Annotated in this window: 18 protein-coding genes; 10 read left to right on the forward strand and 8 right to left on the reverse strand. The window is 68.1% G+C overall.

Annotated features, from left to right (window positions below):
• The first annotated feature begins 150 nt into the window (after positions 1-150).
• Positions 151-603: a universal stress protein gene (locus ACFO5K_RS03445; protein WP_378555666.1), complete on the forward strand. Its 453-nt coding sequence runs from the start codon at positions 151-153 to the stop codon at positions 601-603.
• A 192-nt stretch (positions 604-795) separates the two neighbouring features.
• Here the strand turns inward: ACFO5K_RS03445 and ACFO5K_RS03450 are convergent, their stop codons facing one another.
• The 4 genes from ACFO5K_RS03450 to ACFO5K_RS03465 all read right to left on the reverse strand — a co-directional run bounded on the left by ACFO5K_RS03450 (position 796) and on the right by ACFO5K_RS03465 (position 6,963).
• Positions 796-3,099 carry a HelD family protein gene (locus tag ACFO5K_RS03450; RefSeq protein WP_378555667.1) on the reverse strand — a complete coding sequence of 768 codons (2,304 nt, stop codon included), beginning with the start codon at positions 3,097-3,099 and terminating at the stop codon, positions 796-798.
• Between the two features lie 44 nt (positions 3,100-3,143).
• Positions 3,144-3,491: an antibiotic biosynthesis monooxygenase family protein gene (locus tag ACFO5K_RS03455; RefSeq protein WP_378555668.1), complete on the reverse strand. Its 348-nt coding sequence runs from the start codon at positions 3,489-3,491 to the stop codon at positions 3,144-3,146.
• A gap of 12 nt (positions 3,492-3,503) precedes the next feature.
• Positions 3,504-4,832, reverse strand: coding sequence for a diguanylate cyclase domain-containing protein (locus ACFO5K_RS03460; RefSeq protein ID WP_378555669.1), 1,329 nt, complete (start codon positions 4,830-4,832; stop codon positions 3,504-3,506).
• A gap of 307 nt (positions 4,833-5,139) precedes the next feature.
• Positions 5,140-6,963: a sensor histidine kinase gene (locus tag ACFO5K_RS03465; RefSeq protein WP_378555670.1), complete on the reverse strand. Its 1,824-nt coding sequence runs from the start codon at positions 6,961-6,963 to the stop codon at positions 5,140-5,142.
• Between the two features lie 145 nt (positions 6,964-7,108).
• Between ACFO5K_RS03465 and ACFO5K_RS03470 the strand changes: the two genes are divergently transcribed.
• Positions 7,109-7,888, forward strand: a complete 780-nt coding sequence (locus ACFO5K_RS03470) for a sigma 54 modulation/S30EA ribosomal C-terminal domain-containing protein (RefSeq protein WP_378555671.1) — start codon at positions 7,109-7,111, stop codon at positions 7,886-7,888.
• A gap of 4 nt (positions 7,889-7,892) precedes the next feature.
• Here ACFO5K_RS03470 and ACFO5K_RS03475 read toward each other — a convergent pair whose 3' ends face one another.
• Positions 7,893-8,525: a response regulator transcription factor gene (locus ACFO5K_RS03475; protein ID WP_378555672.1), complete on the reverse strand. Its 633-nt coding sequence runs from the start codon at positions 8,523-8,525 to the stop codon at positions 7,893-7,895.
• A 329-nt stretch (positions 8,526-8,854) separates the two neighbouring features.
• Between ACFO5K_RS03475 and uvrA the strand changes: the two genes are divergently transcribed.
• Positions 8,855-11,824 (forward strand): excinuclease ABC subunit UvrA, encoded by a 2,970-nt coding sequence (gene uvrA / locus ACFO5K_RS03480; RefSeq protein WP_378555673.1) that lies wholly within the window; start codon positions 8,855-8,857, stop codon positions 11,822-11,824.
• Positions 11,825-12,325: 501 nt separating this feature from the next.
• Here the strand turns inward: uvrA and ACFO5K_RS03485 are convergent.
• Positions 12,326-12,667 carry a DUF1844 domain-containing protein gene (locus ACFO5K_RS03485; protein ID WP_378555674.1) on the reverse strand — a complete coding sequence of 114 codons (342 nt, stop codon included), beginning with the start codon at positions 12,665-12,667 and terminating at the stop codon, positions 12,326-12,328.
• Positions 12,668-13,018: 351 nt separating this feature from the next.
• Between ACFO5K_RS03485 and infC the strand changes: the two genes are divergently transcribed.
• The 5 genes from infC to ACFO5K_RS03510 all read left to right on the forward strand — a co-directional run bounded on the left by infC (position 13,019) and on the right by ACFO5K_RS03510 (position 15,934).
• Complete coding sequence (infC, locus tag ACFO5K_RS03490; protein ID WP_378555769.1) at positions 13,019-13,705, forward strand: translation initiation factor IF-3; 687 nt, start codon at positions 13,019-13,021, stop codon at positions 13,703-13,705.
• A 31-nt stretch (positions 13,706-13,736) separates the two neighbouring features.
• On the forward strand, positions 13,737-13,934 hold the full coding sequence (gene rpmI / locus ACFO5K_RS03495) for a 50S ribosomal protein L35 (protein WP_056824456.1): 198 nt from the start codon (positions 13,737-13,739) through the stop codon (positions 13,932-13,934).
• 112 nt (positions 13,935-14,046) lie between these two features.
• Positions 14,047-14,433, forward strand: a complete 387-nt coding sequence (rplT, locus tag ACFO5K_RS03500; RefSeq protein ID WP_358188729.1) for a 50S ribosomal protein L20 — start codon at positions 14,047-14,049, stop codon at positions 14,431-14,433.
• Between the two features lie 35 nt (positions 14,434-14,468).
• Positions 14,469-15,266, forward strand: a complete 798-nt coding sequence (locus ACFO5K_RS03505; RefSeq protein ID WP_378555675.1) for a TrmH family RNA methyltransferase — start codon at positions 14,469-14,471, stop codon at positions 15,264-15,266.
• Positions 15,267-15,337: 71 nt separating this feature from the next.
• The gene (locus ACFO5K_RS03510) at positions 15,338-15,934 is read left to right on the forward strand and encodes a DUF1707 SHOCT-like domain-containing protein (RefSeq protein ID WP_378555676.1); all 597 of its coding nucleotides are present in this window, start codon (positions 15,338-15,340) and stop codon (positions 15,932-15,934) included.
• A gap of 46 nt (positions 15,935-15,980) precedes the next feature.
• Here ACFO5K_RS03510 and ACFO5K_RS03515 read toward each other — a convergent pair whose 3' ends face one another.
• Positions 15,981-16,559, reverse strand: a complete 579-nt coding sequence (locus tag ACFO5K_RS03515) for a TetR/AcrR family transcriptional regulator (protein ID WP_378555677.1) — start codon at positions 16,557-16,559, stop codon at positions 15,981-15,983.
• Positions 16,560-16,663: 104 nt separating this feature from the next.
• On the opposite strand from ACFO5K_RS03515, the gene ACFO5K_RS03520 reads away from it, so the two are divergent.
• Positions 16,664-18,088, forward strand: coding sequence for an MFS transporter (locus ACFO5K_RS03520; protein WP_378555678.1), 1,425 nt, complete (start codon positions 16,664-16,666; stop codon positions 18,086-18,088).
• 76 nt (positions 18,089-18,164) lie between these two features.
• On the opposite strand, the gene ACFO5K_RS03525 is transcribed toward ACFO5K_RS03520, so the two are convergent.
• Entirely contained in the window at positions 18,165-18,350 is a 186-nt protein-coding gene (locus ACFO5K_RS03525; protein WP_378555679.1) for a hypothetical protein, read from the reverse strand.
• Between the two features lie 294 nt (positions 18,351-18,644).
• Here ACFO5K_RS03525 and pheS point away from each other — a divergent pair, with 294 nt between their 5' ends.
• Positions 18,645-19,727, forward strand: a complete 1,083-nt coding sequence (gene pheS / locus ACFO5K_RS03530) for a phenylalanine--tRNA ligase subunit alpha (RefSeq protein ID WP_378555680.1) — start codon at positions 18,645-18,647, stop codon at positions 19,725-19,727.
• Positions 19,728-19,739 lie beyond the last annotated feature (12 nt).

Here is a 19,739-nt window from a genome sequence, read left to right on the forward strand (position 1 = left end):
CCGCGCACGGCGCGGTCAACACTCCCGATGTGATCTGTTGCGATTTCTGCTGAATCGGCCGGTTTTGGCGTTAGGGTCGTTTCAATTGCCGCGCTGACGCTCGATTCGGCGAGTGCTCCGGCACTGGCACCGACCAAAGTTGGAGGAGAGATGACCGCCTACCGGACCATTGTCGTCGGTACAGATGGCTCGGATTCGTCGTACGTCGCGGTGGAGAAGGCCGCGGCGCTCGCCGCGGATGCGGACGCCACTCTGGTACTGGCCTGCGCCTACTTCCCGACCGACGACCGCGATGTCGCCGCCGCCGCCGATGTGCTCAAGGACGAGGCCTACCAGGTTCGTGGCTCGGCCCCGACCAACGAGATCCTGATCGTGGCACGGCAGAAGGCGGTGGCCGCCGGTGCGAACAACATCGTCGAGCGTGCCATCGTCGGTGAGCCGGTCGATTCGCTGCTCGACCTGGTCCGCGAGACCAAGGCCGACCTGCTCGTCGTCGGCAACCGTGGACTCAACACCCTCACCGGGCGACTGCTCGGCTCGGTGCCCTCGGACGTGGCCCGCAAGTCACGTTCTGACGTACTGATCGTCCACACCGTAAGATAGCTCGCCCGCCTCTCCGCTCACCCGCCTCTCCGCGAATTCTGGCCGGACTCAGGTGTGGTGTCGGGTGAGCACGCGGCAAGCTTTGGGAGCGTGGTGGGTCAGCCCGTACCCGGTGAGTTACCCATGTGCTTGCGAGATCGGTGGGTGACTCTGGGAGCGTGGCGTCGCAGGTTGCTGCGGCGCCACGCTCTTTTACTGTGTGAAGTGGGTGGCGAGGCTTTCCGGTAGGTCTTCGGTGTGCACTATCGCCAGGCGTTGGGTCGCGCGGGTCAGGGCGACGTAGAGGTCGTTGAGGCCGCGGGGGGATTCGTCCAGGATGGACTGTGGCTCCACCAGGTAGACGCGGTCGAACTCGAGGCCCTTCGCGTCGTGCACCGTCAGGACCTGGACTGATTCCCCTGCAAGGGACGACAATTCGGGGACAAGTAGGGCGGGGGCGAGTACGGCGGCGGTGCCGGGGCCGTGTTGTTCGGCGATCAGCCGGGACAGCTCCGATTTCACCTGCTGTGGTGAAACCCGGTGTGCTCGCGGCGGATTGCCGGATTCGCGGACCGAACGTGGGGCCTGTGCCGCGGGGTCGATCGCGGTGAGGACATCGGCGGCCACGGCCATGATCTCGGCCGGCGTGCGGTAGTTCACCGTGAGCTCGGTGAGCTTCCATCGTTGTGCCACATAGGGTTCCAGCACTCGCTGCCAGGACGACGCACCGGCCGGATCGCCGGTCTGGGCGACGTCACCCACCACCGTGATCCAGCGGTTCGGGATGCGGCGCATCACCATCCGCCACGCCATCTCCGAAAGTTCCTGCGCCTCGTCGACGATCACGTGCCCATAGGTCCAGGTGCGATCACCCGCCGCGCGTTCGGCGGTGGTCTGCCGGTTGCCGAATTCCTGGCGCTGGGCCAGCTGGGAGGCGTCGATCAGGTCGTAGGCCATCAGGATCTCCGGATCGAGCTCGTCCTCGATGTCCTGGGGCGCCGAACCGGTGAGGATGTCGAGAGCGTCCTGTGCCTCGGCGAGCTGGGCCCGCCAGCGTCGCCGGGACCGTTCGCGTTCCTCGGTGTCGTCCACGCCGAGCAGCTCGGCGAGCTCGTCGAGCAGTGGGGCGTCGGCGGTGGCGAAGGTGCCGTCGTCGGGACGCACCAGCGCGGCGCGATCCTGCGGGCTCAGCGTCTTGGCCGCCCGATCGAGCCGGGCCGGGTCGGCCAGCAGGTCGGCGAGGACCTCCTGGGGAGTCAGCACCGGCCACAGCGCGCTGATGGCGGCCTGCACGTGCGGATCGGCCCGCATCTCGTCGCCGATCTCGCTGAGGTCGGCCGAACTGAGCAGGCTGGTGCCGCCGGACAGATCCGCACCCATCGTCGCCGCCAGCTGATCGGTGAGCGCGTCGATCACCGAGGAGGCGAAGATCGGGCGGGCCAGGTTGTGCGGGCGCCGCGAGGACCGGGCCCGGCCCCGCGCCCGGGTGACGATCTTGCGATCCAGCGTCACCGGGTAGCCGTCGAAGCTGAGCCGCACCGGCTCGGCGGGCACCTCCTGGCGATCGCGCACCGCCTGCTTGAGGACGGCGAGCATGTCGAGCGAGCCCTTGAGCTCGGCGGCGCGCAGTGTGTCCTCGCGCACCGCCTTCACGCCGGGATAGAGGTCGCCGATGGTCGAGAGCAGCACACCGGTCTCACCGAGCGAGGGCAGCACCTGGCCGATGTAATCGAGGAAGGTGGCATTGGGTCCGATGATCAGTACGCCGCTCTTGGCCAGCTGCTGACGGTAGGTGTAGAGCAGGTAGGCCGCCCGGTGCAGCGCGACCGCGGTCTTGCCGGTACCCGGCCCGCCCTGCACCACCAGCACACTCTTGTGATCGGAGCGGATGATCGCGTCCTGCTCGCTCTGGATCGTCTCGACGATGTCGTTCATGTGCCCGGTGCGGGCCGCGTTCAGCGCCGCAAGCAGCGCGCTCTCGCCGCCGACACCGTCGTCGGCGCCGACCACCCCGTCGCGTTCGGCGGCGCGCAGGTCCAGGTACTCGTCGTTGATCGCGGTGACCGCGCGGTTGCGCGAGCGGATGTGGCGGCGTCGGGTGACGTCCTCGGGATTCGCCGTGGTCGCCAGGTAGAACGGGCGGGCCAGGGGAGCGCGCCAGTCCAGCAGCAGCGGCTCGTAGTCGTTGGCCTCGTCGAGGATGCCGAGCCTGCCGATATAGCGGGCGGAGTCCTCGGCGGCATCGAGGTCGATGCGCCCGAAGCACAGTCCGTGCTCGGCGGCATCGTATTTGGCGAGGTCCTCGGTGTAGAGGGCGGTGAACGACTCGCGTTCACTGCGCGCCTGCGGGGTACCCCCGGTGTCGAGGAGCACGGTGGAGAGGCGGTTCTTGGCGTAGTCGCGCATGCTGTCGAGCCGGTCGTAGAGCACCGAGAGGTACTGCTGCTCCTGTTCGATCTCGCGGCTGCGCTCGGACGGTTCGGCGGTGGCGCGGTCTTCGGCGAGGCGGTCGGGCAAAACAGGACTCCTTTGTCACCGCGTTGAGAACAGAGTTGTCGAGTCTACTCGGGTGCGGCCGGGCCCGCGGCTACCGGCGCCACGGCAGAGAAGACGTCGTCGCCCGCCACCGGAGCGAAGTGTTCGACCACCGGGAACGGCTCGTAGAAGTGGTGTAACAGCGACCGCCAGCGCTGATATTCCGGGGAGCCGCGGAAGCCCTCGGTGTGATCGCGCAACTGCTCCCATCGCACCAGCAGCAGGTAGGTGCCGTCGCGTTCGAGACAGCGCGACAGTGACAGCCCACCGAAGCCCGGCATGGCCGCGATGATCGGGTAGGCCTCGGCGAAGGCCGCCTCGAAGGCGACGGTGCGGTCGGGTCGCACGGGTAGCAGCGCGTGTTCGATGATCACGCGAGCAGTCTCTCAAGAGGCGTGGTTGTTCGAGCGTCGGTTGCGGCCGGGAGCGAGGTCGTCGGGGCCCGACGGTTTGTCGCGGTACATGGCCAGATCGGCGTCGTGCAGCACCGACTCGGGGGTGCGGTTCTCCTGCGGGCCGAGTTCGGTGATGCCGATCGAGGCGCTCACCTCCAGCCGGTGACCGTGCGCGATGATCGGTTCGGCCATCGAGGTGCGCAGGCGTTCGATCAGGGCGGGCAGGTTGGTGCGCTGCGGGTGTCCGGAGAGCAGGACCAGGAACTCGTCGCCGCCGAGGCGGCCCACCACGTCCTCGGCGCGCAGCGCGTGCTGCAGGCGCTGGGCCACGACCTGCAACACGGTGTCGCCGATGGCGTGGCCGAGCGTGTCGTTGATGGCCTTGAAGCCGTCGAGGTCGATGAACAGCACGGTGGTGACCAGGGCGTCGCCCTCGTCGGCCAGCGCGTTGGACAGCTGCGACAGGATCAGCGAGCGGTTCGCCAGGCCGGTCAGCGCGTCATGGGTGGCCTGGTATTCGAGCTGGCGCTTGCTGGCCCGGTACTCGGTGATGTCGGCGAAGGACGACACCCCCGGCGAATCGGGGTTGTCCGGGTTGAGCAGGCGGCAGTTGCACGACACCCACACTTGCTGACCGTCACCGCGCAGTACCCCGAACACATAGCGCGAGACCGGTTCCCCGGTCGCGAGGGTGTGCGCCATCGGGTGCTTGCCCGACGGCAGGGGTCTGCCGTCGCGGTCGATCATCGTCGCGGGCAGCTCGTCGATGTGGCACCCGAGCACGGCCGCGCCTTCGTCGATGCCGAGGATCCGCTTGCCCGCGGGGTTGATCGATTCCAGCCGGCCACGCCGATCGACGACGAGCACACCCTCCTCCAGCTGCGACACCACCGTGGTGAAGTAGGCCTCGGCCTGGCGCGCGGAAGCTTCCGCGGCCCGCTGGGCGGTCAGGTCGTGCACCACCGCCTGGTAGGCGACTTCGCCCTGCCACGCGGTCAGCACCGATACCGTCCGTACCGGCACCCGACGGCCGTCGACCCGCACCAGGTCCATGTCGGTGGGCGGGGACGCGGCGCCCTCCGCGGTGAGGTGCGCGATTCGATCGAGCATCGCGGGCGCGTCGTCGGGATGGACGAAATGGGTGATGCGCAGGCCGATCAGATCGTCGGCCGAATGCGCGCCGAGTATGCGCACCATGGCCGGATTGACGTAGACGACGCGGCCCGCCTCGTGCACGCATATCCCGTCGGGGGTGTGTTCGACCAGTGAACGGTAGCGCTGGGCGAGCAGTTCCGCGCTCGCGGCGTCGGCATCTCCCACTGCGACTGACCCCCGATCTCTGCCTGGGCTACGGATGGTGCGCGGGACTGAGGTGGTCACCGTGCGTCCCGACGGCAGGGCCCACCGAATCGATTCTATGTCGGCCGGTGGTATCGGCGAGGTCTCAGCTTTCGGGTGCGGTCGCCGACAGCGGTGGCGGGAACCGCTCCCCGGCCGGCCCGCTCCCGGCCGACACCGCGCTTACGGGCCGCGACGTGATCAGCGCTCCCAGGTCCGGGCGCGAGTGCGGGCGGCGCAGATCCTGCGCGTGCGCACGGCTCGTTCGGGCGTGCCGGGTGGCGCGGATTCAGTCTTCGCTGGTCTCCGGACCCGCGGCCAGCGCGTACCCGCCGGTCACCGGCTGATCGTGGGGCAGCGGCACCGCCCAGCGCAGCTGGGTGCCCGGCATCTCCGGATGGTTGCCGTCGGCGTCGGGGCGTTGCGCCGGGCCGATGCCGAACCGGCCACCGGCTTCGCGGGCACGTTGCTCGAGGTTGCGCAGGCCGCTGCGGATGACGTGGTTCGGGATGCCCCACCCGTTGTCGGTGACGGTGATGGTGAGATCGTCGGCCACCTCGATCACGATCGCGACGGTGTCGGCGCCGGAATGGCGGACCGCGTTGCTCACCGCCTCCCGCACCACGGCCTCGGCGTGATCGGCCAATTGCGGATCGAGCACCGACAGCGGCCCCGAGACCTGGATGGTGGCGCGCAACGCGATGTCGGCGGTCTGGCGCCGGATCGCCAGCTCCAGCCGCTGCTGCAGGCCCTCGCTGTGGCCGGGGCCGCTGGCGTGCAGGTCGAAGATGGAGGTGCGGATTTCCTGGACCACTTCCTGCAGATCCATGATCACCGACGAAAGCCGTTGCCGCACTTCGGGAGCCTCAGCCCTGGGCATGGTGGCCTGTACGGTGAGCCCGATCGCGAACAGTCGCTGGATCACATGGTCGTGCAGGTCGCGTGCGATCCGGTCGCGGTCGGCGACGAGGTCGAGCTCGCGCATGCGCCGCTGGGCGTCGGCCAAGCGCACCGCCAGCGCGGCCTGATCGCAGAATGCCGCCGTGAGCTCCAGCATCTCGTCGGAATAGGGGGCGAAACCGGGTGGGCGGACGGTCACCAGCACGCCGAGCGTCGCGTCGGGGGTGCACAGCGGCAGCACCAGCGCCGGTCCGGCGCCGGGTAATTCGGCCGCGGGGAACTCCACGCCCAGCGTCACCTTCGACACGTCGTCGAAGCGCAGCGGGGTGCGCCTGCTGAACGCGTCACCCAGCACCGTGCCCGCGATCGGGATCGTCTGCCAGTCCTGTCCGGCGTCGGGCCCGGTCCACTGGGTGACCACCAATTCGGCGATCTCGCTGGGTGATTCGTCGGGAACCGGCACCGCGGCCAGGAACGCCTGATGGGAGCCGGTGAGCCCGCGGGCGTGATCGACCACGTGCGCGAGGACCCGATCCGACTCGGTGCCTGCCAGGAACTCGGTGGCGATGTCACGGGTGGCCTCGATCCAGGCCTGGCGGGTGCGCGCCTGTTCGTAGAGGCGGGCGTTGTCGACCGCGATGCCCGCCGCCGCGGCCAGCGCCAGCACCAGGACCTCGTCTTCCTCGGTGAACGGCTGCCCGTCGGACTTCTCGGTGAGATACAGGCTGCCGAACACCTCGTCCCGGATGCGCACGGGCACACCGAGAAACGTGCGCATCGGTGGATGGCCCGCCGGGAAACCGACCGAGGCGGGGTGCCGGCTCAGATCGTCGAGGCGCAACGGCTTCTTGTGCGCGAACACCGCGCCGAGCACGCCGTGGCCGGCCGGTGGTCGTTCGATCCGCTCGCGCAGCTGATCGGGTATGCCCTCGTCGATGAACTGCGCCACCTGCTGACCGTGCCCGTGCACCGCGAGCGCACCGAAGCGGGCGTCGACGAGATTCATCGCGGTGCGCACCATCGTGCGCAGGGTCTCGTCCAGATCCAGTCCGGCGGTGACGGTGAGCATGGCCTCGACCAGCCCGTCCATCCGGTCACGCGAACCGATCATCACCTCGACCCGGTCGGCCACCTCGCCGAGCAGGGCGCGCAGACGCTGCTGCGAAACCGACCGGCCGGCCGAACTGCGGCCTGCCCGATCGTCATTCGTCATCGCCTGATCCCGTCACCGCGCCACCCCGTACCGATCCACCTCGAAGTCTAGTCCGCAAGGTTGGGGACTTTCGGCCCTTCTTCCCGGCGGGCCGAGATGGTGGCATAGGGCCACCGGGAATAGGGATCGAGAAGTGGGGCAAGTGATGAATTCGTTGTCGAGCACCCAGCACTGGACGACCGCCGCGGACCCGGAGCTCGCGGTGACCACCCGCGGCGAGGTACCGGCCCAGGATGTGACCCGTGCCGTGCGCGCGATCACCCGCGTCATGCGCCGCCACCATCTCGACAGCCCGGCCCGCGTGCGCGTCACCGCGCCGCAGGGCAACGGCGAACCGACTCTCGTCCAGGCCAACATCCGCACCAACGAGACCTTGACCCGCGTGCAGGTCACCGGTCCCGGCGGTTTCGCGGTCACCTTCGCCGCCGAACGGCTCGACCGGCAGCTCGCCCGGCGCGCGGGCAAGGAAGCGCGCAGCGCGTGGCCGGACCCGGCGCGGCGCCCGCTGGCCGAGGTCACCGAGACCCGGCCGATCATCCGCCGCAAGGACTGCGCGCTGATGACCGGCACCCCGCTGGAAGCCAGCACCGTCCTGGACGCGATGGACTACGAGGCCTACCTGTTCACCGATGCCGACACCGGCGAGGACGCGATCGTCACCTGGTCCGACCCGCACGGGGTCACCCTGGCCCGGCAGCGCCGCACCGGGGCGGTGGGGGATTCGGCGCACCTGCCGCTGACCGCCAGCGCCATGCCGGTGCGGGTGGTCCAGGATGCCGCGCCGGTCTACGCCGAGGACGAGGCCTCCGATGTGCTGTGCACGGCGGGCCTGCCGTATCTGTTCTTCACCGACACCCACACCGGGCGCGGCAACCTGCTCTACCGCCGCTACGACGGCGACCTGACGATCGTCGTCCCGTCCTGAACTCTCACGGCTCGCGCAACTTCGTGGCCAGGACCGCGGCCTGGGTGCGGCGCTCCACACCGAGCTTGGCCAGCAGCCGGGAGACGTAGTTCTTCACCGTCTTCTCGGCGAGAAACATTCTCGCCGCGATCTGGCGGTTGGTCAGGCCCTCGCCGAGCAGTTCGAGTAATCGGCGTTCCTGCTCGGTGAGCCCGGCCAGCGCACCGGTGGGTTCGGTGCTGCGGCGCAGCCGGGCGCGCAGCGCGTCGGCGGCCCTGGTGTCGAGCAGCGACTGCCCGGCGCCGACCTGTTTGATCGCGTCGGCCAGTTTCATGCCGTCGATGTTCTTCACCACATAACCGCTGGCACCGGCCAGGATCGCGTCGAGCATCGCGTGCTCGTCGGAGAACGAGGTGAGGATCAGGCAGTGCAGGTCCTCGAACTCGGCCAGCAGATTGCGGCACAGTTCGATGCCGTTGCCGTCGGGCAGCCGCACATCCAGAACGGCGACGTGCGGGCGGGTCTCCCTGATCCGCACCATCGCCTCGGCGACGCTGCCTGCCTGACCGATCACAGTGAGTTCTGGATCACCCTCGAGCAGATCGATCAATCCGCGCCGCACGATCTCGTGGTCGTCGACCAGGAACACCTCGAGCACGCCGGCTCCTTCATCATGTCGAACGGTCACCCCTTACGGTCAAACATAATCCGACCCCCCAAATCCCGTGCGTAGACCGGAAACTCGACCACCACGCCCCGACCTCGAGGAGGGGCCGCCGCGCAGCGGCGGTTCGCGGCCGTCCCGGCGATCAGGCGCCGTTGCGTACGCGACGAAGGAGCAAGCAACGGCGCCTGATCGCCGGGACACAAGGGGCCGCGAACTCGAGCGCGCCAGCGCTCCAGCAACTCTGTCGGTGGGCGCGCCTAGCATTGTTCGTGGGGGTTCAGGTCCGGTCGGCGGATGACGATGGAGAAGGGATTCACCAGGTGGCGGAACGCCTCACTGTGCGCGGAGCTCGGGAACACAATCTCAAGGGTGTGGACCTGGATTTGCCGCGTGACAGTCTGATCGTGTTCACCGGCCTGTCCGGTTCGGGTAAGTCGAGCTTGGCGTTCGACACGATCTTCGCCGAGGGACAGCGCCGTTATGTCGAGTCGCTGTCGGCGTACGCGCGCCAGTTCCTCGGGCAGATGGACAAGCCGGATGTCGATTTCATCGAGGGTCTCTCGCCCGCGGTGTCGATCGATCAGAAGTCGACCAACCGCAATCCGCGGTCCACGGTCGGCACCATCACCGAGGTCTACGACTATCTGCGCCTGCTGTACGCGCGTGCCGGTACGCCGCACTGTCCGGTGTGTGGTGAGCTGATCGCCAAGCAGAGCCCGCAGCAGATCGTCGATCAGGTGCTGGCGATGGACGCGGGCCTGAAGTTCCAGGTGCTCGCGCCGGTGGTGCGGACCCGCAAGGGCGAGTTCGTCGATCTGTTCGATCAGCTCAAGACCCAGGGTTACTCGCGTGTGCGCGTCGATGGTGTGGTGTATCCGCTCACCGAGCCGCCCAAGCTCAAGAAGCAGGAGAAGCACGACGTCGAGGTGGTCGTGGACCGGCTGTCGGTGAAGGCGGCGTCCAAGCAGCGCCTCACCGATTCGATCGAGACCGCGTTGCGGCTGGCCGACGGCATCGTCGTGCTGGATTTCGTGGACCGTGACGAACACGCGCACGACCGCGAGCGCCGTTTCTCCGAGCGGCTGGCCTGCCCGAACGGTCATCCGCTCGATATCGAGGACCTCGAGCCGCGTTCGTTCTCGTTCAACTCGCCCTATGGTGCCTGCCCGGATTGCACCGGTCTCGGTATCCGCAAGGAGGTCGATCCGGACCTGGTGGTGCCCGATCCGGATCTGAGTCTGGCCGAGGGTGCGATCGCGCCGTGGTCGCGTGGGCAGACCGCCGAGTACTTCAACCGGTTGCTCTCGGGCCTGGCCGCCGCGGTCGGTTTCTCGATGGACACCCCGTGGCGTGAACTGCCCGCCCGGGCCCGCAAGGCGGTGCTCGAGGGCAGCTCCGATCAGGTGCACGTGTCCTATACCAACCGTTACGGCCGCAAACGCTCCTATTACGCCGATTTCGAAGGTGTGATGCCGTTCCTGCAGCGGCGGATGGACAACACCGAGTCCGAGCAGATGAAAGAGCACTACGACGGTTACATGCGTGATGTGCCGTGCCCGGTGTGCAACGGTTCACGGTTGCGCCCGGAGATCCTGGCGGTCACCCTGGCCGCCGACGGCATCGACAAGTCGATCGCCGAGGTCAGTGAGCTCTCGATCGGGGAGTGCGCGAATTTCCTGAACGCGCTCACGCTGGGGGAGCGCCAGGCCGCGATCGCCGGTCAGGTGCTCAAGGAGATCCAGGCCAGGCTCGGCTTCCTGCTCGATGTCGGTCTGGAGTATCTGTCGCTCTCCCGGGCGGCGGCGACCCTGTCCGGTGGCGAGGCGCAGCGCATCCGGCTGGCCACTCAGATCGGTTCCGGGCTGGTGGGTGTGCTCTATGTGCTCGACGAGCCGTCGATCGGTCTGCACCAGCGCGACAATCGCAGGCTCATCGAGACGCTGTTGCGGTTGAAGCGGCTGGGTAACACCCTGATCGTGGTCGAACACGACGAGGACACCATTCGTGCCTCGGACTGGGTGGTCGACATCGGCCCGCTGGCCGGCGAGCACGGCGGTCGCGTGGTCCATTCGGGCCCCTACGCCGATCTGCTCGACGAGCCCGAATCGCTCACCGGTGCCTACCTGTCGGGCCGTGAGCAGATCGAGCTGCCGCTGGTGCGCCGGGCGATCGACAAGAAGCGCAAGCTCACCGTGGTCGGTGCCACCGAACACAATCTGGCCGACATCGATGTCACGTTCCCGTTGGGGGTGCTCACCGCGATCACCGGTGTCTCGGGTTCGGGTAAGTCGACGCTGGTCAACGACATCCTGGCGACGGTGCTCGCGAACAAGCTCAACGGCGCCCGTCAGGTGCCGGGCAGGCACACCAGGATCAACGGTATCGATCAGCTCGACAAGCTGGTGCAGGTCGACCAGTCGCCGATCGGGCGTACCCCGCGCTCCAACCCGGCCACCTACACCGGTGTCTTCGACAAGATCCGCACCTTGTTCGCCTCCACCACCGAGGCGAAGGTGCGCGGCTACCAGCCGGGCCGGTTCTCCTTCAACGTCAAGGGCGGTCGCTGCGAGGCGTGCTCGGGTGACGGCACGCTCAAGATCGAGATGAACTTCCTGCCCGATGTCTATGTCCCGTGCGAGGTGTGCCACGGCGCCCGCTACAACCGCGAGACCCTCGAGGTGCACTACAAGGGCAAGACCATCGCCGAGGTGCTGGACATGCCGATCGACGAGGCCGCCGAGTTCTTCGAACCGGTCACCTCGATCCACCGCTACCTGAAGACCCTCGTCGAGGTCGGCCTGGGTTATGTGCGGCTGGGGCAGAGCGCGCCGACCCTGTCCGGTGGTGAGGCCCAGCGCGTGAAGCTGGCCGCCGAGCTGCAGAAACGATCCACCGGGCGCACCGTCTACATTCTCGACGAGCCGACCACCGGTCTGCACTTCGAGGACATCCGCAAACTGCTCAAGGTGATCAACGGGCTGGTCGACAAGGGCAACACGGTGATCGTCATCGAGCACAACCTCGATGTCATCAAGACTTCGGACTGGGTCATCGACATGGGCCCCGAGGGTGGTTCCGGTGGTGGCACCGTGGTCGCCGCCGGTACGCCGGAGGACGTGGCGCAGGTGTCGGACAGCTACACCGGGCAGTTCCTGAAGGGCGTGCTCGCCGCTGCGGCCCCGACCGCGCCCGCGGCGAAGAAGAAGAAGGCGGCGCCGGCCGAGAAGAAGGCGCCGCCGGAGACCGTCGCGGCCAAGCGTTTGGCTCGAAAGGCGGCCGCGCTGCGCTGATGCGGCCACCGCCGCGGCTGATCGCGGCTACCATCGCGCCGGGACTTCCCGAAAACGCTACGAAGTGAAACAGGCGTGGGTAACATTCGCCTCACCGTCGCCGGAATACCGGACAGTAGCGGTTTGTCGACCGGCATCCAGCGGTGCCTCGCGCCCGTGGGCGGCGCGATCGCGGATGTCGTGCAGTACGAAAGGAACGTCCCCATGGATGAAGCCACCACGGCGCTCATCGGCCAGATTCTGTCATTCCTCAGCGGCGGGTCCTCGATGGCCTACGAGCCCACAACGCCGACTGCCTGACTCGGCAGAATCGAAAGGATCCCCGCAGCAATGGAAACCGGAAGCGCGGCACTGTTCGCCGCCATCGCCAACATGATCTCCTCCGGCTCGGCCGTCTCGGTCACCCCGGGTCAGCCCCCGGCTCCCGCGGTCTGATCGCGCAGACACAAAAGATCCGCCGGTGCGCACTGCACCGGCGGATCTCTGCGTTGTGGGGGAGGGTCAGTGCACCGGGCCGGTGTACTTCTCGCCCGGTCCGGCCCCCGGCGCGTCCGGCACCGAGGACGCCTCGCGGAAGGCGCGCTGCAGTGCCTGCAGGCCCTCGCGGATCGGACCCGCGTGCGGTCCGAGGTATTCCACCGATGCGGTGACCAGGCCGGCCAGCGCGGTGATCACCCGGCGGGCCTCGTCGAGGTCGACGTTGGCGCCGGAGTTCGGGGTCTCCTCGGCCAGGCCCAGCTTCTCCGCGGCCGAACTCATCAGCATCACGGCGGCCCGGCTGATCACCTCGACAGCGGGGATGTCGGCCAGGTCGCGCACGGGAGGATCGAGCTCGTCAGTCATGACGACCAGGCTATCGCCAGGCCGTTCGCGACCGTGCGCACCCGGCCGATTCGGCGATAGCCGGATGCGATGCTAGACTTCCCGTTGACGACCGCCCCTGGTTGTGTCATGCAGTCTGGGGCAGATAAGTGGAGCCCGACTCCCACCGTTTACCGGCGAGCATTCGCCCGGGACAAACGGTCCGGTCACCCCCACAGTGTGGCGGGTTTCCTGCGTGCTGGTCATGCAGGGGTCGACACCGTGTCCTTCTGGGCACCGGCTGTGGACGATCGGTCGACTCGGGCCCCGTCGCGGAGAAATCCGCAACGGGGCTTTCGTGTTGAAACAGGGGTTGCAGTTATTGCGGTCGTCATGACGACACCGCTTGACCTAGGAGGCCCCATCAGCACTGAGACCCGCATCAACGATCGCATCCGTGTTCCCGAGGTTCGACTCATCGGACCCGGCGGCGAACAGGTTGGGATCGTGCGTGTTGAAGATGCACTACGCGTCGCGCTCGAAGCCGACCTCGACCTGGTAGAGGTGGCACCCGATGCCCGCCCGCCGGTCTGCAAGATCATGGACTACGGCAAGTTCAAATACGAGACCGCGCAGAAGGCGCGTGAGTCCCGTAAGAACCAGGTCCAGACCGTGATCAAGGAGCAGAAGCTCCGGCCGAAGATCGACGATCACGACTACGAGACCAAGAAGCGCAACGTCGTTCGCTTCCTCGAAGCCGGTTCCAAGGTGAAGGTCACGATCATGTTCCGCGGTCGTGAGCAGTCGCGGCCCGAACTCGGTTTCCGGTTGCTTCAGCGTCTGGGCGCCGATGTGGCCGATCTGGGCTTCGTCGAGACCTCGGCCAAGCAGGACGGTCGCAACATGACGATGGTCCTCGCCCCCCACAAGGGTGCGAAGACCCGTGTGAAGGCGCAGCAGGATTCGGCGGCACCTCGTCCACAGGCGGCCCCCCGCGCCAGTGCCGAACCGGCCGCGGCGCCCAAGCCCGCCGAACCGGCCGCGCCGACCGAGCAGGCTCCGCCGGCCGATCCGCAGTAACACCGATTTCAACGACTAGATAGAGGAATCCATGCCGAAGAACAAGACCCACAGCGGCGCCAAGAAGCGATTCAAGGTGACCGGCCGGGGCAAGCTGCTTCGTGAGCAGGCGAACCGTCGCCACCTCCTGGAGCACAAGTCCTCGCGCCGGACTCGTCGTCTGGAAGGCACGGAGTCCGTCGCTTCCGTCGATGTCCCCCGCGTGAAGCGGCTGCTCGGTCTGGCCTGATCGCAGGCTCGAGGACCGTCGTAACCCGACGATCACGCGGCCGGGACAACCGGACGCCGACAATCACCGAATTCGGGCGCCGTCGCGCCCCCAAATGATCAAGGACTGAAAAGTGGCACGCGTCAAAAGGGCTGTCAACGCTCAGAAGAAGCGCCGTTCCATCCTCGAGGCCTCCAAAGGCTACCGGGGCCAGCGTTCGCGCCTGTACCGCAAGGCCAAGGAACAGCAGCTCCACTCGCTGACCTACGCCTACCGCGACCGTAAGGCGCGCAAGGGTGACTTCCGCAAGCTGTGGATCGCTCGTATCAACGCCGCCGCGCGTCTGAACGACATCACCTACAACCGCTTCATCCAGGGCCTCAAGGCCGCCGGTGTCGAGGTGGACCGCAAGATCCTCGCCGAGCTCGCCGTCTCCGACGCCGAAGCCTTCGCCGGCCTGGTGGCCGTCGCCAAGGCCGCGCTGCCCGCCGATGTCAACGCTCCGGCCGCGGCTGCCTGAGCTTGACGACGCACAGTAATCTGCCGGAACGACCCGTGGACGCGCTCTCCGAGCGCAATCCGCGGGTCGTTTCCGCTGTCAAGCTCCAACGCGCCGCACACCGCCGCAAAACCGGTCTCTTCCTGGCCGAAGGCGCCAACGCGGTGGCCGCCGCGCTCGAGACGGGGCGAGTGCGTGAGCTGTTCTATTCCCTCGCCGCCGCCCGGCGTGATGTCACGCTGATCGCCGGGGCTGACGCCGAGGGCGTGCGCACCACTCTGGTCACCGATCGCGCCGCCGAGCACCTGGGTGAGACCGTCACCGCGCCCGGCCTGGTCGCGGTCTGCGAGCAGCTCGACGTTCCGCTCGGCCAGATCCTCGACGGCGGTCCGCGCTTGCTCGCGGTACCCGTCGAGATCGCCGAACCCGGTAACGCCGGCACCTTGATCCGGGTCGCCGACGCGGTCGGCGCCGACGGCGTGGTGCTGGCCGGCGACACCGTCGACCCGCACAACGGCAAGTGCGTACGCGCCAGCGCGGGCAGCTTGTTCCATGTGCCGGTCGCCCGCAGCCGCGACATCACCGCCACCCTCGACGCGATCGCCGCCGCCGGGGTGACGATCCTGGCGACCACGGCACACGGTGAGGTCGACCTCGATGCCGCCGACGACATCCTCACCGGACCGGTCGCCTGGTTGTTCGGCAACGAAGCCCACGGCCTGGACCCCGCCGTGGCCGCCCGCGCCGACCATCGTGTCCGCATCCCCATTCACGGCCGCGCCGAAAGCCTGAATCTGGCTGCCGCCGCGGCGATCTGCCTCTACGCCAGCGCTCGCGTCCAGCACGCGCGATAGGTCGATGCCGCGCGTGCCGCAGCACTAGACTCGACCACGAACGGCAAATGCTGGTGTAGAGGTGGGCGATCATGACCGCGACTCCCGATCCCGACGGGCTGCTCCTCAGCGACGGCGAACGGATGCACGCGCTCGACGCGCTCGGCAAGCACTTCGCCGACGGGCGGCTCGACAGCGCCGAGTTCTACGATCGGTCCGGTGCCGTGGCCACCGCCCGCACCTTCGCGGCCCTGGCCGAACCGTTCCGCGGACTGCCCGGTGGGGTGCCGCTCATCGAAGCCGGCGGGCAGCTGTCGAGAGTGCCCTTCGCCGACGAAGCCGCGGCGCAGAGCGGCGGCGACGCTCCCACCGGTACCGCGGCCGCCGAACTCGCCGCCCTCCGCTCCCGGGGCGAGACGATCGAATCGTTCGACTGGATCATCGTCGGCACCACCCTGATCACCTTCCTCGTGCTGCAGGTGATCATCGGGTGGGACTATGCCTGGATCGTGTGGCCCTCGCTGATCATCACGCTGAGCGTCCCGCGCATGATCCTGCGGTTCACCGATTCCGACGAGAAGGTCTACGAGGATCTGAAGAAGTCCGAGGTCGAGGCGCGCAAGAAGCGACTCGCTCAGGCGGACAAGCGGATCCGGGAGCTCGACCGTGGCCGGAGCACCGATTCCTGAGCGCGCCGGGGCGGTGCTGCCCCGTTCCGCCGGGGTGGGGCGGTGATCAGCAGTCGGCGTCGCCGTCGTGCAGGTCGGTCAGGATTTCGGTGGCCCAGGGCAGCGTGATCGCGTCGGCGCCCGCGACCTGCATGGCGGTCATGATCGTGAGCAGCATGCCGGTGCCGGCGAATTGCCGCGCCTGGGTGGTGTCGGCGCCGGTGAGTTCACCGATCAGCCGGTAGATGCGTCCGTATCGTTCTCGCATGTGCTCGCCGACGGCGGGGTCGGCGCTGGCGGCGGCGCCGTGCAACAGGATCAGGGGCAGTTCGCGCTGCTGCAGGAATACATCGAAACTGCGGCCCAGCGCGCACAGGGCCTGGGCAGTGTCGGCATCCGGTGCGATCTCGGCGCTGCGGAACACCTCCTCGATCCGGCCGCACACCTCGTGCAGGACGGCGATGAACAGTTGCTGCTTGGTGCCGAACAGTCGGATCACATATGGCTGCGATACCCCGGCCAGGCGCGCGATCTCATCGGTTTTCGTTGCGGCGTAACCGGATTCGGCGAACGCTTGCACCGCGGCCGTGAGCACCTGCGTGCTGCGTTCGGCGGCGGTCATCCTGGTTCTCGGGGTGTCGGCCATGCCTCGGTGTGCCTCCTGAAAGTCCGATTTCCTCTTGACATGTTATCAGCCGATGCATAACCATGAGCTGACAAGTTATCAGTGAATAACAACAAGGGTGGACGATGACGCAGACTCTCGATTCCGGCACCAGCGCGGCCGCACCGCCGCCCGGTCAGAAAACGAAGCCGCTCGGCGCGGTGATCGCCGCCGTCGGCATCCCGATGTTCATGGTCACCCTCGACAACCTGGTGATCACCAACGCGCTACCGGTGATCAAAACCGCACTGGGTGCGTCACTTTCGGACCTGCAGTGGTTCATCAACGCCTACACCCTGTCCTTCGCCGCGCTGCTGCTCACCGCCTCCGCACTGGGTGACCGGCTCGGCCGCCGCCGCGTCTTCCTCGCCGGCATCGCCGTCTTCGTGGTCGCCTCGGCGGCCTGCGCGCTGGCCACCGAACCGTGGATGCTGATCGCGGCGCGGGCGGTGCAGGGCCTGGGTGGCGCGGCCGTCATGCCGTTGTCGCTCACCTTGCTCACGGCCGCGGTGCCCGACCGGATGCGCAGCGCCGCGATCGGCATCTGGGGTGGCATCGCCGGATTGGGTATCGCGGTCGGTCCGGTGGTCGGCGGCGCGGTCGTCGACGGACTGAACTGGCAGTGGATCTTCTGGCTCAACGTCCCGATCGGCCTGCTGGCCATGCCGTTCGCGGCCCGCATGCTCAGCGAATCACGCGGGGTGGCGAAGAAACTCGATCTGCTGGGCGTCGCGTTGTCGGCCGGTGGTGTGCTGGCGCTGGTGTGGGGTGTCATCCACGGCGCCGAGGACGGCTGGACCGCCCCGCAGGTGCTCACCGCCCTGATCGGTGGTGCGGCGCTGCTGGTCGCGTTCGTCGTCTGGGAGGATCGCACCACCGATCCGATGCTGCCGCTGCGCATGTTCGCCAACCGCGGCCTGAGCCTGAGCTACCTGGTGTCGTTCGCCTTCTCGGCCGGCGTCTTCGGCGCGATCTTCCTGCTGGCGCAGTTCTTCCAGGTGGTGCAGGGCTACACGCCGCTGGAATCGGGCATCCGCACCCTGCCGTGGACGCTGGTTCCGATGGTCGTCGCCCCGTTGGCCGGGCTGGTCGTCGACCGGGTCGGTCCCCGTGTCCTCATCGCATCCGGTCAGGTCATGCTCGCGATATCGCTGGCCTGGATGGCGATGATCACCACCACCGACGTCGCCTACGGGCACTACGTCGCGCCGTTCGTGCTCGGTGGTATCGGCATGGGCCTCACCTTCGCCCCGTCCGCCACCATCGTCATGGCCAGTGCGTCCACTGCCGACCAGGGCATGGCCTCGGGTATCAACAGCACCGTCCGTGAAGTGGGAGTGGCCATGGGCGTCGCCGTGCTCGCCTCGGTCTTCGCCACCCGTGGCGCCTACACCGACCCCCAGTCCTACGTCGACGGTCTCGTCCCCGCGGTCTGGGTGGGCGCCGCCCTGGTCGCCGCGGCCGCCGTCATCGCCTTCTTCCTGCCCCGGCACACTCACCGCACCCCCTGACTCCGCACCGGTGCGCGGCGTCCTCGGCAAATCCTGCCGTCGGTTCGCGCCCGGACCGTGCGCCTCTCGGCACGGGTCAGGCGTCGTCCTCGGGGCGGGGCGGCGCCGACTCGACCGGGCAGCGACCTCTCGCGGCAGGGTAGGGGCGGGGGCGGCCGGTGGAGCGGATGCCGAAACCACAGAGCGCGAGGCCACTACCGGGGGCGGTACGCCGGGTGGGGCGGCCCTGGGGCGGGGTGGGGTCGTAGATCGGTTCAGTCATCGAGGGGTCCTGTTCCCGAGTCGAACACGCTGGTGGGTTTGATCGGTTGGACGGGACCGGGTCGCATTCGGTTCCCTCGAATGCTCGGGGGTGCCGAAAATGCGCGAAACCTGGCCTGACCAGGACTTGTCAGTCCGGTAGACGACCTCGTACCCCCGGCGATCGAGGCCCACGCCGTGTCGCCGGTAATCCGGATGAATCGCGCGAACCCGATCCCATAGGATTTGTGCAGCACCGATACGGGTAGGCAATGACGCGCCCGTGAACCGATCCCCAGGGGAGTGTCGAACAATCGTGGCCGACGACAACAGTGGAGTCCAGCAGGGCGCCGGCGAAGTCGAGAAGAACGGCTCGCTGAGCGAGGAAGCTCTCGCGGCAGCGGCGGCCGAAGCCGAGAAGGCGTTCGCGGCCGCGGCCGACCTGGATGCGCTGGCGGTCGCCAAGACCGACTTCATCGGCGGCAAGTCGCCGATCGCGCTGGCCCAGCGTGGGCTGGGCAAACTGCCCAAGCAGGACAAAGCCGAAGCCGGCAAACGGGTGAACGTGGCCCGCAAGCGGGTCTCGGACGCGTTCGAGGCGCGTCGTGCCGCGCTGCTGGCCGAGCGCGACCAGGCGGTGCTGGTGGCCGAGAAGATCGACGTCACCCTGCCCGCCCGCCGTCAGCCGGTCGGCGCCCGCCACCCCATCACCGTCATCTCCGAGCAGATCGCCGACGTGTTCGTCGGGATGGGCTGGGAGGTCGCCGAGGGGCCCGAGGTCGAGACCGAGCACTTCAACTTCGACGCGCTGAACTTCCTCCCCGATCACCCGGCGCGCACCATGCAGGACACCTTCCACATCGCCCCGGAGGGTTCGCGCCAGGTGCTGCGCACGCACACCTCCCCGGTACAGGTGCGTTCGATGCTGGAACGCGAACTGCCCATCTATGTGGTCTGCCCCGGCCGCACCTTCCGCACCGACGAACTCGACGCCACCCACACCCCGGTGTTCTCCCAGGTGGAGGGCCTGGCCATCGACAAAGGGCTGACCATGGCGCACCTGCGCGGCACCCTCGACGCGTTCGCGCGCGCACTGTTCGGCCCCGACACCCGCACCCGCATGCGCCCGAACTACTTCCCCTTCACCGAACCCTCGGCCGAGGTCGACGTGTGGTTCCCGGACAAGAAGGGCGGCGCGGGCTGGGTCGAGTGGGGCGGCTGCGGCATGGTCAACCCGAAGGTCCTCATCGCCAGCGGTATCGATCCCGAGGTGTACTCCGGGTTCGCGTTCGGCATGGGCATGGAGCGCACCCTGCAGTTCCGCAACGGGATTCCCGACATGCGCGACATCGTCGAGGGTGACGTGCGGTTCACCCTGCCCTTCGGTATCCGGTCGTAGAGAGAGAGCGAA

Origin of the sequence: Nocardia halotolerans (genome assembly GCF_042650145.1) — a bacterium.
Taxonomy (GTDB): domain Bacteria; phylum Actinomycetota; class Actinomycetes; order Mycobacteriales; family Mycobacteriaceae; genus Nocardia; species Nocardia halotolerans.

Excerpts from the sequence above, each read along its gene's own strand:
- ACFO5K_RS03445 (WP_378555666.1), top strand. The coding sequence starts at position 151 with ATGACCGCCTACCGGACCATTGTCGTCGGTACAGATGGCTCGGATTCG.
- ACFO5K_RS03465 (WP_378555670.1), bottom strand. The coding sequence starts at position 6,963 with ATGACGAATGACGATCGGGCAGGCCGCAGTTCGGCCGGCCGGTCGGTT.
- ACFO5K_RS03470 (WP_378555671.1), top strand. The coding sequence starts at position 7,109 with ATGAATTCGTTGTCGAGCACCCAGCACTGGACGACCGCCGCGGACCCG.
- ACFO5K_RS03485 (WP_378555674.1), bottom strand. The coding sequence starts at position 12,667 with ATGACTGACGAGCTCGATCCTCCCGTGCGCGACCTGGCCGACATCCCC.
- infC (WP_378555769.1), top strand. The coding sequence starts at position 13,019 with ATGACGACACCGCTTGACCTAGGAGGCCCCATCAGCACTGAGACCCGC.
- rpmI (WP_056824456.1), top strand. The coding sequence starts at position 13,737 with ATGCCGAAGAACAAGACCCACAGCGGCGCCAAGAAGCGATTCAAGGTG.
- ACFO5K_RS03510 (WP_378555676.1), top strand. The coding sequence starts at position 15,338 with ATGACCGCGACTCCCGATCCCGACGGGCTGCTCCTCAGCGACGGCGAA.
- ACFO5K_RS03515 (WP_378555677.1), bottom strand. The coding sequence starts at position 16,559 with ATGGCCGACACCCCGAGAACCAGGATGACCGCCGCCGAACGCAGCACG.
- ACFO5K_RS03520 (WP_378555678.1), top strand. The coding sequence starts at position 16,664 with ATGACGCAGACTCTCGATTCCGGCACCAGCGCGGCCGCACCGCCGCCC.
- ACFO5K_RS03525 (WP_378555679.1), bottom strand. The coding sequence starts at position 18,350 with ATGACTGAACCGATCTACGACCCCACCCCGCCCCAGGGCCGCCCCACC.